This window comes from Kaistella sp. SH40-3 (assembly GCF_030686865.1).
Classification (GTDB): domain Bacteria; phylum Bacteroidota; class Bacteroidia; order Flavobacteriales; family Weeksellaceae; genus Kaistella.
Window position 1 is genome coordinate 527464 of the sequence record NZ_JAQYUS010000001.1, and the last position, 12927, is coordinate 540390.

A 12927-nucleotide genomic window follows, 5' to 3' on the forward strand; every position below is an offset into this window, starting at 1 on the left:
CTTATCTTTGCACAAATTGAATTGAGCAATGACCATCAAAGAAAAACAACAGGAAACCGTAGAAGCATTTGCATTTATGGAAGATTGGGAACAGAAATACGAATACATCATCGACCTTGGCAAAGAACTGAAAGGGATTTCTGAGGATAAAAAAACAGATGATAATTTAATTAAAGGTTGCCAATCGAAAGTGTGGATCGATGCAGAATTTAAAGATGGTAAACTATATTTCAATGCTGATTCAGACGGCATTTTACCCAAAGGAATCATCTCTCTTTTAGTCTCAATTTATAGTGGGCATACCACACAGGAAATTTTAGATTCCGACTTTAAATTTATTGAGGAAATAGGATTACAGGAATTCCTGTCACCTTCCCGCGCCAATGGATTAATGGCGATGACCAAACAGATTAAATTTTACGCCGTTGCTTTTCAATTAAAATCGTGACGAGAATTTTAGCATACCGTTTTTCAGCTTTTGGTGATGTTGCGATGACGGTGCCACTAATCACTGAATTTCTTCAACAAAATCCTGATGTGGAAGTGGTGATGGTTTCCCGAGCCAATTTCAAAGATTTATTTGAAGGAATTCCTAACCTCATTTTTAAAGGAATTGACCTTGATGACTACAAAGGATTTTGGGGGTTAAGAAAACTAGGGAGACTTTTATTAAAAGAATTTCGACCTGATTATATCGCGGATTTACATGATGTTATCCGCACAAAAACCCTGGATCTATTCTTTATTAAAAATGGTTTCAAAGTTTTTAAAATCAACAAAGGCAAAGAAGAAAAAGAACACCTAACTAATGTTTGGAATCTGGATAAGAAAAAACTGAAACCGACTTCGGAGCGGTATGCAGATGTATTTCGAGCCATGAATTTCAAACTTGAACTTTCCCACCAATATCCAAAAAACTCCTTATCCAAAAATGGAATCGGAATTGCACCTTTTGCCCAACACAAAGGAAAAATGCTTCCGCTTGAAAAAACTTTTGAAGTCGTAAAAATTTTAGCAAAAAAACATAAAATTTACTTTTTCGGTGGCGGGAAAAATGAAGTCGTCCTGCTTAATGAATGGAAAAAACAGATTCCCAATACTGAGAACTTAGCAGGAACATTAATTCTAAAAGAAGAATTACAGAAAATATCAGAACTTGAAGTCATGATTTCCATGGATTCTGCGAACATGCATTTGGCAAGTTTGGTCGGCACCCGATGTATTTCTGTTTGGGGTTCAACTCATCCTTATGCCGGCTTTTTGGGATATGGACAAAGTGAAAGTGACATCGTACAAGTAAAAGATTTAACCTGCAGACCATGTTCTGTTTTTGGAGATAAAAAATGTTATCGCGGAGATTGGGCGTGCCTGGAAGAAATTGATATTCAAAAGATAATCAACTTAATATAAAAAAATCCTTTCATCATTTGAAAGGATTTCTATTATATTAAATTCTGTTCTAGAGGTATTTTTCTCCTTTTCTTAAAGATTTTAAATCGGAAACATAATCTTTAATTAATTGGTCATTCGCTCTCGGACAAATCAAAAGCGCTTTGTCAGTATCTACAACGATATAATTTTTCAAACCATCAATTACAACGGCTTTGTTCTCATTTTTCAACTTAATCAAATTGCCGGTTGAATTATACGTGACCAAATGTTTAGTATTAACTGCATTTTCCTGTTTATCTTTATCGGCATTTTCATAAATCGAAGTCCAGGTTCCCAAATCGCTCCAACCCAAATCTGCAGGAATTACATAAACATTTTGTGCTTTTTCTAAAATCCCATTATCTATGGAAATTTTGCTTACTTTCGGATATATAAGATCTATGCAGCGCTCTTCTTCTTTTGAGTTGTATTCACAACTTTCAAAATTATGATACATTTCTGGCAAATAAGAATCAAATGCAGAAAGAATTGATTGTACGTTCCAGACAAATATTCCTGCATTCCATAAAAAATCTCCACTTTCTAAAAAAGTTTTGGCAATTTCTAAGTCTGGTTTTTCGGTAAAGGTTTTAACTTTAAAATATTCCGCTTTATTTTTTTCAACAAACTGAATGTAACCGTAACCTGTATCAGGACGTGTTGGTTTAATTCCTAGGGTGATCAGATAATCATTTTTTTCGGCTAAGTTAAAAGCAAGTTCTACTTTTTTGAGGAAGATATTTTCCTTTAAAATTAAATGATCAGCCGGCAGCACAATCACATTTGCAGCAGCATTTTTATGAGCAATTTTTTTTGCCATATAAATATTACACGCTGCGGTATTTTTCATCATGGGTTCGCCCACAATATTTTCCGGATTTAAATCTGGTAACTGCTCTTCTGTAAGGGTAATATATTCTTTGTTGGTGATTACATAAATATTTTCTACCGGAACAATTTGGCGTATTCTATCATATGTTTGCTGAATCATCGTTCTGCCGGTTCCTAAAATATCCTGAAATTGCTTCGGATGTTTTTGGGTGCTTAATGGCCAAAATCTACTTCCGACGCCTCCTGCCATTATAACGCAGTAATTATTTGATCTAGACATAGTTAACTAATTTTTTCTACTCGAGCTAAAGGTTTGAAAATATATTTTTTATCGGTATCGAGTTGCGTACAAAGATAGTTCTTTTTACGTTTTTCATCAATGATATAAGTTTGTTTTCGATAAATGAACCGATCATTAATTTCCAGATCTTCAATATAAGAACTTTCATCTTCATAATCCTCAATGTGGAAGTATCTTACCAATTCTGGACTCGACATGAAATTGGCTTTTGGAGATTTTAAAAATTTTAAAATAATGGGTTTTAAATCGTCATCATAAATTGAAATACTTTCCAGAAGCATTGTACTGAAAATATTTTTCCATTCTGAGCCATGAGCTGAAATTCGATGACCGAAGTTCTCAAACGCCAGCAAATGCGCTAATTCGTGCGTAAGCACAAAGAAAAAAAGTGGCGGCTGTAAAGTAGAGTTAATGGTAATCTGATGGGATTTATCAGGCATTTTCCTATAATCGCCGAGTTTAGAATTTCTTCCTCTTGTAATTTTAATGTGAATAGAATAATCGCTAAACCATTTCTTGAGATAAGGCAAACAGTTTTCAGGCAAATATTTTTCTAAAAGGGAAATTGACATGTTGCAAAAGTACCTTTAAAAAGACTAAAGAGAAAGTGGTATTCCCGCATAAAAGTTCAATAATTTCAAACTGAAAAGGTAATTATATTTCGCCTGAGCAACAGATCCTTGCGCATTAGCATAATTGTTTCTTGCAATATTCAGGTCGTAAATCGTAGTTTTCCCGGCATTATAACTTTTCTCGGCAAAATCCAATGCGAGTTTAGAACTTTTCTCGGCTTGTGAAGAAGCGATATAGATTTCATAATTGCTTTCTGCATCAAACTGAGCCTGCTGCACATTTTGTAAAACCTGCTGCTTTTGTTGAAGCAAAGTGTTTTTAGCAATATCTTCATTAATTTTCGATTGCTCAACATTGAGTTTGGTAATTCCTTTATTAAAAATAGGAATGTTTGCCGAAAGTCCAATTTGTTGTCCGAAATTATCTTTGTATTGTTTAAAAAATCCACTTTCTTTAATAGCATTTCCATTGATATCACGACCAGCATAATCAGTAACTAAAGAATTAAAATAGGATGATCCAATTCCGGCATTAGCAGTAACAGTTGGCCAAAACGCCGTTTCTGTTATTTTAGTTTGCGCTTCTGCGGCTTTAATTCTGCTTTCTGCTGATTTTATTTGTGGTTGATTTTCAAATGCTTTATCGATAATTTGATCAGCAGAAAATAAGGGAGCCTCAATTTCACTTTGAATATTGACATTTTGTATGTCAAACGTTTTATATTCAGGAAGTTGCAAAAGCATCGCCAGCGCAAATAAACTTCGTTCCGTATTAATTTGTGCCGTTTTTACATTTTGTTTCTCTCTGGATAAAGCGGCTTCGGCTTCGGCTAAAATTGTTTGCGGTGTTGTACCAACTTCAGTTGTAATCTTTGCTCTTTTGTAGAGTTTGTCGGCATTATCCAAAGCACTTTCAGAAATTTTTGTGATTTCTCGGTTCAATAAAACAGAAAGATATTGTTGTGCAATTTGAAGTGAAATATCATTTTTAATTTTTTCCACATCAAACTGACTGGCCTCAACATCAAACTCTGTTTTTCTAATGCTTTTTTCTAATCGCCCGTTATTATACAATAAAATATCAGCGCCAACACTTGATCTGTTGCTAAAGTTATCATTCCGATTGGTGTTTCCAAAAATATCAACGCCCTGTCCGAAACTCACATTATTATTAATCGTCCCGGAAACCGACGGCAGATATTGTCGTTTTGCAACTTGTAAAGAATTGTCCTGAAGTTTTTTATTGTAGGAATTTTGAATCACCTGCAGATTATTTTCTACAGCGTAATTCACACATTCTTCCAGCGTCCATACTTTCTGTGAAAACATAAAACCGGAAAGTAAACTCAGAAAAAAAACAGCAGATTTTTTCATTAATGATTTTAAAGAATAAGACGAACATTTTGATGATTTGTTACAATTACTGCGAAGAAATACTTCGGATTTACAAGATTCATTTGTAAAATAAATCACCAATTCGTTTAAGAGTAATTTTTTAGGATGATTTTTCTAAAACTTAAACTTAAATTGCTTAAAAACTTAATCAATTATTTTAAATTTCCGCATCAAATAAATCGCATTCATACTTTTTGTGACACCATTTTGAAGTTTATAATCCGTCTCAAGTTCGCCATCAATGTTTTGAAGTTCGAAGCAATAATTTTTAATTTTTAAAGGAAATTTTTCTTCAATCTTTGTTAAATCTAAATCGTGTGTTGCAATGAGACAAGAGAATAGTACGTTACTTTTCATTAATTTTTCCAGGAATAATTCCGAACCCGTGAGTTTATCCTGAGAATTAGTTCCCTTTAAAATCTCATCTAAAATAATAAATTGAGGTTCGCCATTTTCTAAATTTTCAACGAGTTTTCGAAGGCGAAGGATTTCAGCATTAAAATAAGAAGTTCCTTCGCTCAGAGAATCGCTTGTGCTCATGGAGGTAAAAAGTTTCATCGGAATAAAACTGAATTCTTTTGCCGCGACCGGACAGCCAGTCATTGCCAAAACCAAATTGATTCCTACTGTTCTCAGAAAGGTACTTTTACCTGTCATATTTGCACCGGTAATAATTGAAATTTCAGTACTTTGATTAATGGTGAAATTATTAGAAACCACATTCGTTTGAAACAATAAAGGATGAATAAGTTCTTCTGTTTTAAGTTTAACACCATCTTCATTGATTTTAGGCAAAATGAAATCTGGGTTTTTAAATTTAAAAATACCCAATGAAATAAATGCTTCAAATTCTGCGAAAGCCTCAAACCACTGCGGCAAATCCTCATCGATTGCGTTAAACTGCTTTTCGATTTTAATCGTGAAATTAAGATTCCATAAGAAAAAGTTATTAAGAATTACGCCAATATTACTTTGTCCGCTTTCATAATTCCGAAGCAAACGCGCCAACTTTTCTATTTCTTTTCTTGATGATTTGCTCTTTCCAGATCTGAGTTTATTTTGAAGAGACTGATTTATTTCTTCTTTAAAATTTTCTTTTTCAATATGAGAAAAGACATTCAAAAACTGTTCATATTGATTCGAATCAAAGGAAATCAATGCTCCTAATTTCTGCATTTCCCGTCGATAAACATACAAGACACTTCTGGAAATTATTAAAATCCCGGCGAATAGTAAGCCAATCAATGCTCCTGATATCGGTAATAATATGGCTAATAATAAAGTGGCTAAAGTCAGGACAGGAACCGCAATTGTGGCAATTTTTGCCAAAACAGCATTTTTAAAAACTGAATTTGATTTTGTTGGATGTGAAATTTTTCCTTTGATTTCCATCGACTTCGCCAAAGTCAGAAAATGAATATTCCACGCTGTCTTTTCAGACAATTCTGCAATCGATTTTTGACGCAAAATTATTTCCTCTTTTTCTACACTTAAATCTAAAAGGAAATCTCGGAGTTTGTTTTTACCTAAAGTTGACTCACCGTAATTAATGAAACTGAACAGCGAGTTTTTACCGAGAATATCCAGATCTTTTGCAAAAGAATGTTGATCAATATTTTCCTCAAAATCAAGACCCGTTTCGAATTCTGTTTTGTTGATGATTTCCTCACCGATATGAAGATAATTTTTATAAAACTGCAATTCCTGTTTTACATTTAAAAGGAAATATCCTAAAATAAAAAAGACAACAGTTGAACAAATCGCTAAATACAAGTGAATTTTCAAACCACTTTCAAAAATGAAATATTGTAATAAAAAGTAAGTAATAGCAAGGAATACAACAACTCGAAACCAACCTAAAATAATTAGTTTTTTTTGTAATCTTTGAAGAGTTTCCTTTTTTTCAGAGAGTAATAAATGTAATTCTTTCATTAAATTAAATCTTTCTTCAACTCGCCAATCCTGCTCACAATCGGCATTGAAAAAATTCCGCTTGTTTTTAAATAGTGTTCGTAAAAAACTTTGGCTTTTGCCGCAAAATTAGGATTTGGAGTTTCCTTATTTTTAAAATAAAACAAATTCCCCAACAATTCGAAATATGGTATGTGATGACCTTTTTCTTTCTCATTAATCAATTGAACAATTTCGTCCGTAGGCATTGCAGACAAGGCCTCAAAATTCATTTTGAAAGTATCGTTCATATTGGTATCGAAAACTCTTTGAAGTTCTATTTCGTCGCCACCGCTTTCTCCGCCTAAAATCATTTTAGAAAGAAATTCTGAAAATTGCTTTACTATTCTGATGATGTAATCTTTGTCGTGAATCATATTTATTTATTTTGGTGCAAGGTTCAAGTTGCAAGGTTCAAGGTTATGCGCGCCAATTATTTTTGACGTATTCTATATAATTATGGAGTTTCCCTCCTAAAAGTTTATATTTTTCAAGTATCTCATTAAATTCTGTAATATCAGGATATAAACGAGTAATCTTTAATATATGATTGGTGGTTTCATCACAACTGCTATGCGAAAATACAAGAAATCTAATGTAGTCGGCTTTATACATTCGTCTGCCATAACCTTCAACAATATTAGAATTAACAGAATCAGATGAACGTCTTAACTGACTTCCGAGTTCATATAATTCATATTTTGGCAGTCGAAAAGAGAGCCGATGCGTTTCGATAAACAACTCAAAAGAAAGGTTGTAAATGTCAAGTTTATTGTAACTCATATCTAAAATTTTAAATATATAAACTCGTTCCCTGTACCTGGCATCATTAATCTTGCACCTGTTTAAGCAAAGAAAATATACGCCAAAATTACCGACGTAATAATCCCAACCAAATCTGCCAAAAGCATCGCCGTCACCGTATATCTTGTGTTTTTAACTCCAACTGCTCCAAAGTAAATCGCAATCACGTAGAAAGTAGTATCAGAACTTCCCTGTAAAACCGCGGCTAATCTTCCCTGGAAACTGTCTGCACCAAAAGTCTGCATCGTGTCGACCATCATTCCTCTTGCACCAGAACCTGAAAGTGGTTTAATTAAAGCAGTTGGTAATCCATCGACAAATCTGGTGTCAAATCCAACAACTTGAGCCACCCATTTCATTCCATCAATTAAAACATCGAAAACTCCGGAAGTTCTTAACAGGGAAATTGCGATCAACATTCCGACTAAATAAGGAATAATTTTCACACAGGTCCAAAACCCTTCTTTTGCTCCATCGATAAAAGCATCGAACACATTAATCTTTTTATAAAGCGCTCCCAAAACGATGGCGAAGAAAATTAAAAGGATAATTCCGTTGCTCAATAACATGCTGAAATTATCCAAACCTTCTTTGCTTAAACTCACTAAGTAAACAACGAGCAAACCAATAATGGCAGAAATTCCACCAACATAAGCAATTACGATAGGTTGCAATAAATTGATTTTTTGATAAAGAGAAACCACGATCATCGCCGCCAAAGTTGCTGCGAAAGTCGCAATCATACACGGTAGAAAAATATCGGTCGGCGTATGAGAACCCATCGACGCACGAATCGCAATTATGGAAACCGGAATCAAAGTCAGTCCACCGGCATGCAAACACAGAAACATAATTTGCGAATTGCTCGCGTTGTCTTTATCTGGATTTAAAGTCTGCAAACTTTCCATCGCCTTTAGACCAAAAGGCGTTGCAGCATTATCCAGTCCTAAAAGATTGGCAGAAAAGTTCAATAACATATGTCCAAAAGACGGATGGTTTTTGGGGATTTCAGGAAATAATTTAGAAAAGAAAGGTTGAATCATTCGGGATAAAAGATTGATTCCGCCGGCTTTTTCTGCGATACTCATGAATCCCATGAAGAGCGTCATAATTCCAATTAAGCCTAAGCAAATTTTGACCGCAGTTTCAGAAGTCCCAATAACTCCGTCAGTTGCCTGAACTCTGTAAACCGCAACTTGCGATTTCGCAGCATCTGTTTTATAATGAATTCGATGTTGCTCAAAATCAGGTTTTAATAATAAGGCACTTTTAATCTCAGGATTTAACTGGTCGATATTTTGGGTCGCAATCTGAACGGTATCGCCACTTTTACCAACGACCATATCATTATAAATCGCTTTGTAAGAATCCGAAAAGATATATTTGATGCTTCCGACAATAATGGCGACAATAATAAAGGCGCTCCAAATCCTGCTTAAAACCATGAATTAAAAATTTGAGTAAAAGTAACTAAAATCTTTATTTTTAAAGGAATCAGGACCATAAATTATCCGATTGAACTCCCAATTCAGAATAAATGCCACGAATGCACTAATTTTTTTAATTTGATTAAAATAAAAAGGATTCACCTAAACTAAAAAATCTACAGATTTTTCATTCGCGATTTTTATAAATTTCATTCGTGCTTTAGTGGCAAAAAAAAGTTCTGCTTTCAGTGAAAACAGAACTTTTAACTCTTTAAATAATTTAACGGACGGCTAAAAACTCAACACCGTCATTGGCGTCGTCTTTGTGTTTCTTTTCAAAATGCCGATGAAAATCAGCATAATAATCATCATATTCTTTTCTCTTCTTTATTAAAAATTTTCGGACACCAAATAAAGTGAGGCCGATAATTACGCCTACACTTCCCGCTAATATAATTCCTGTTTCTTTTCTCATATCTTAAATTTGTAGTTCTAAAATTAAGCAAATTGCATTCCTTACAACCAATCAATTGTTTTAAAGTTTGTTAAAGTTGACCGTGAAAAGTTTAATATTTATTAACATTTGCAGCAAATTTTAAAAACACTCATCTTTAAAACGCGATTTAAAATTGAAAGGACTCCATTAAAAAAAACACTTCTAGCGTACACCTTTTACTTCCTTTTGATAAATTCCTGCATCAAGCCTTTGTCAATCTTTTGCGGTAAAGAAAAGAATCCATGTAATTCGAAGTCTTTGTGCATAGTTCTTTTTCCCTTCCACTAAAAAATCTTACTTTTGAGGGAAATCCTCAATTTATGAATGTTAAAACCTTTGCTCTTGGTGCAGCCGGATTAATGCTTGCATCTTGCGCTCCGCAAAAAATGACCAAAAATTTGAATTATCCCGAAACCAAAAAAGTGGAACATACCGACGAGTATTTTGGGACCAAAGTACAGGACCCTTATCGCTGGTTAGAAGATGACCGTGCTGAAGATACCAAAGATTGGGTTCAAAGAGAAGTCGCTTTTACCAATGATTATCTGTCAAAAATTCCTTTCCGTGAAGAAATTCGTGCGCAGTTAAAAGATATCTGGAACTATGAGAAAATCGGTGCACCATTTAAAGAAGGAGATTTTACTTATTTCTATAAAAATGATGGTCTTCAGGCGCAATCCGTTTTATACAGAACCGATAAAAATGGAAAGACCGAAGTTTTTCTTGACCCCAATAAATTCTCCGAAAAAGGAACCACTTCTTTAGCCGGAGTTTCATTTAATAAAAAAGGAAATTTAGTTGCCTACTCTATCTCCGAAGGTGGAAGTGACTGGAATAAAATAATCATTATCAATGCTTTAACTAAAGAAAAGATTGATGAAACAATTGTTGATGTTAAATTTTCCGGAGCATCTTGGTTAGGCGATGAAGGATTTTTCTATTCGAGTTATGACAAACCAAAAGGGAGCGAACTTTCGGCGAAAACAGATACGCACAAAGTCTATTTCCATAAATTAGGAACCAAGCAAAGTGCTGACAAACTCATTATCGGTGGCGATCAATTCAAAAGACGTTATATGAGCGTTGGCGTTTCTAATGATGAACGATTTGAAATTTTAAGTGCTTCTGAAGCAACCAACGGCAACGAACTTTATATCAAAGATTTAAAAAATAAAACTGACTTCATTCCGATTCAAAAAGGATATGATTTTAATACCAATATCATTGATTCTAAAGGAGATTGGATCTATGCTTTAACTGATAAAGACGCACCGAATATGCGTTTGGTAAAATTTAATATTAACCAGCCAGATGTTTGGACTGATGTTATTCCACAAACGGAAAATGTTTTAAGTGTTTCAACAGGCGGTGGATATCTATTCGCAAAATACATGAAAGATGCGGTAACTTCTGTACAACAACTTGATTATAATGGCAAATTAATCCGTACCATCGATTTACCGGGAATCGGTACTGCTGGAGGTTTTGGCGGAAAAGAAAAAGAGAAAGAATTGTATTTTTCTTTCACCAATTATATCACGCCTCCAACTATTTATAAATATAACGCAGATACAGGAAAATCTGAAGTTTATCAAAAGCCAAACGTAAAATTCAATCCTGCAGATTACGTTTCAGAACAGGTTTTCTATACTTCTAAAGACGGAACGAAAATCCCGATGATGATCAACTATAAAAAAGGATTAAAATTGGACGGAAAGAACCCAACGATTCTTTATTCTTACGGTGGATTCAACATCAGTTTGCAACCTGCTTTCTCAGTAGTCAATGCGATTTGGATGGAAAACGGTGGAATTTACGCCGTACCAAATATCCGTGGTGGTGGTGAATACGGAAAGAAATGGCACGATGCCGGAACCAAAATGCAGAAGAAAAATGTGTTTGAAGATTTCATCGAAGCAGGAGAATATTTACAGAAAAAAGGTTATACTTCCAAAGAATATATGGCACTTTCCGGTCGTTCAAATGGTGGACTTTTAGTGGGTGCAACCATGACGATGAGACCTGATTTGGCGAAAGTTGCTTTTCCGGGAGTTGGTGTTTTAGATATGTTGCGTTATAACAAATTCACTGCTGGAGCAGGTTGGAGTTACGATTACGGAACTGCTGAAGACAACAAAGAAATGTTCGATTATCTGAAATCTTATTCACCGGTACATAACGTGAAAAAAGGAGTTTGCTATCCGTCGACCATGATTATCACAAGTGATCACGACGACAGAGTTGTTCCGGCGCACTCTTTTAAATTCGGTGCAGAATTGCAGGAAAAGCAATCATGTGCAAATCCGGTTTTGGTGAGAATAGAAACCAATGCAGGACATGGCGCAGGTAGAAGCACAGAACAGGTGATTGGTGAAAACGCTGACATCTTAAGTTTTGGACTTTATGAAATGGGCATTAAAACTTTGAAGTAATAATTGAATAACGAAATATATTTTTATTTGGGCAACTTAATCCGTCCTCCACTCCCAATCTTTTTTGCCAACGCCAAAAGCCAACGCTAAAAAAAAGGATTTCCGTTCAGGCCGGGTTGCAGACCATAACTAGTTGAACTATTTCGTTTCAAATTTTAAGTATCAAAAAAATCCAGTGAATAATTTCACTGGATTTTTTCATTTTTATGTTTAGAGAGATATTCGCTAATTCAGAAATATCGGAGATCCAAAAAGTTTCTTTCAACATTAAGTTGATATGAAATGATTAAGAACATTAAGATCGTCTTCGGTAATTGCGCATTTTCTTCATGCTCTTTTATAAAGTCAGAAAAGCATCAAACTTTGTGACTTGTGGTTTAAAAAATTAAAGACCAAAAACAACGCCGATACTTGGCACAAATCCGCTCCCAAAAACCGATTCGCCTTCTTTGTACAAAACGTTATACATTCCACCGATTTGCATATAAGCGCGGTCGCCAATTCTTTGTAGATAACCACCACCAAAGTAAAGTGCGGCTTCATCACCTGAGTATTTTTCATTAGTGACCTTATTCTTTTGATTGAAAAAATATTCCTGGAACATTCCGCTTAGATAAAAGTTTCTGGCAATATAATAATTCATAAAAGGTCCGACTCCAATCGTATTGCTGGAAAAATATTTTGCGTTCGTCCAGGTTAGATCAGAAACGATTCCGGCTTCCAAACTTTCGGTCAGTTTGTAGCCTATTCGTGGCGAAACGTAAATCGACGTTCCGCCATTATTGCTGCCGAAACTTCCGCCTAATCCGGCAGAACCACCGAAAGTCCAGTTTGAATCAGCACTGCCTAAAGTTTTAGAAGTTCCGATTTGGGCGTTTCCCGAAAACCCGATAGAAATTATGGAAAGGAGAAGTAGTTTTTTCATCGCTGCTGCTTTTAAAGATTGAACTGTAAAATTAAGTCATTTTTTTAAATCCCAAATTTCGGCAACTAGGAGAGAATTTTTTTTACCGCAAAAGAATAAACAAAAGGTTGAGTTAGTAAGAATTCAAAAGGTTGCAAAATATTTCGCAAGGGATTGTTTCAACTTTTAGCGGTCTTTTGAAAAACTTCTTTTCAATATTCGATTTTGTGTCTTTTGCGGTTAAAACTAAAAATACTAAACACAAATGCCACAAATGATTTCACGAATTTCACAATTTAAGCGCGGTCTTTTTTTGAAATCGAAAATTTCTATGATTTAAAATCTGATATATTAGACGCCAAAAATAATTGAAAAGAAGAACTG

Annotated in this window: 12 protein-coding genes; 3 read left to right on the top strand and 9 right to left on the bottom strand. The window is 34.5% G+C overall.

The features are described from left to right. The first annotated feature begins 28 nt into the window (after positions 1-28). Positions 29-448 carry a SufE family protein gene (locus PUH65_RS02420; protein WP_305518283.1) on the top strand — a complete coding sequence of 140 codons (420 nt, stop codon included), beginning with the start codon at positions 29-31 and terminating at the stop codon, positions 446-448. Between the two features lie 44 nt (positions 449-492). Then, on the top strand, positions 493-1410 hold the full coding sequence (locus PUH65_RS02425) for a glycosyltransferase family 9 protein (protein WP_370692012.1): 918 nt from the start codon (positions 493-495) through the stop codon (positions 1408-1410). 49 nt (positions 1411-1459) lie between these two features. Here the strand turns inward: PUH65_RS02425 and PUH65_RS02430 are convergent, their stop codons facing one another. The 8 genes from PUH65_RS02430 to PUH65_RS02465 all read right to left on the bottom strand — a co-directional run bounded on the left by PUH65_RS02430 (position 1460) and on the right by PUH65_RS02465 (position 9186). Then, the gene (locus PUH65_RS02430) at positions 1460-2542 is read right to left on the bottom strand and encodes a mannose-1-phosphate guanylyltransferase (protein ID WP_305518285.1); all 1083 of its coding nucleotides are present in this window, start codon (positions 2540-2542) and stop codon (positions 1460-1462) included. Positions 2543-2544: 2 nt separating this feature from the next. Further along, positions 2545-3135, bottom strand: coding sequence for a SprT-like domain-containing protein (locus tag PUH65_RS02435; protein WP_305518286.1), 591 nt, complete (start codon positions 3133-3135; stop codon positions 2545-2547). Between the two features lie 24 nt (positions 3136-3159). Then, entirely contained in the window at positions 3160-4509 is a 1350-nt protein-coding gene (locus tag PUH65_RS02440) for a TolC family protein (RefSeq protein WP_305518287.1), read from the bottom strand. A gap of 165 nt (positions 4510-4674) precedes the next feature. Further along, positions 4675-6462 carry a DNA mismatch repair protein MutS gene (locus PUH65_RS02445; protein ID WP_305518288.1) on the bottom strand — a complete coding sequence of 596 codons (1788 nt, stop codon included), beginning with the start codon at positions 6460-6462 and terminating at the stop codon, positions 4675-4677. Further along, the gene (locus PUH65_RS02450; protein ID WP_305518289.1) at positions 6462-6857 is read right to left on the bottom strand and encodes a hypothetical protein; all 396 of its coding nucleotides are present in this window, start codon (positions 6855-6857) and stop codon (positions 6462-6464) included. Before PUH65_RS02450 ends, PUH65_RS02445 begins: the two co-directional genes overlap by 1 nt. A gap of 43 nt (positions 6858-6900) precedes the next feature. Continuing rightward, entirely contained in the window at positions 6901-7263 is a 363-nt protein-coding gene (locus PUH65_RS02455) for a four helix bundle protein (protein WP_305518290.1), read from the bottom strand. 62 nt (positions 7264-7325) lie between these two features. Then, the gene (locus tag PUH65_RS02460; RefSeq protein ID WP_305518291.1) at positions 7326-8729 is read right to left on the bottom strand and encodes a nucleoside recognition domain-containing protein; all 1404 of its coding nucleotides are present in this window, start codon (positions 8727-8729) and stop codon (positions 7326-7328) included. A gap of 262 nt (positions 8730-8991) precedes the next feature. After that, a complete protein-coding gene (locus PUH65_RS02465) occupies positions 8992-9186 on the bottom strand; it encodes a hypothetical protein (protein ID WP_305518292.1) in 195 nt (64 codons plus the stop codon). 341 nt (positions 9187-9527) lie between these two features. Here PUH65_RS02465 and PUH65_RS02470 point away from each other — a divergent pair, with 341 nt between their 5' ends. After that, positions 9528-11639, top strand: coding sequence for a prolyl oligopeptidase family protein (locus tag PUH65_RS02470; RefSeq protein ID WP_305518293.1), 2112 nt, complete (start codon positions 9528-9530; stop codon positions 11637-11639). Between the two features lie 385 nt (positions 11640-12024). On the opposite strand, the gene PUH65_RS02475 is transcribed toward PUH65_RS02470, so the two are convergent. Further along, positions 12025-12564 (bottom strand): hypothetical protein, encoded by a 540-nt coding sequence (locus PUH65_RS02475; protein WP_305518294.1) that lies wholly within the window; start codon positions 12562-12564, stop codon positions 12025-12027. Positions 12565-12927: the final 363 nt, after the last annotated feature.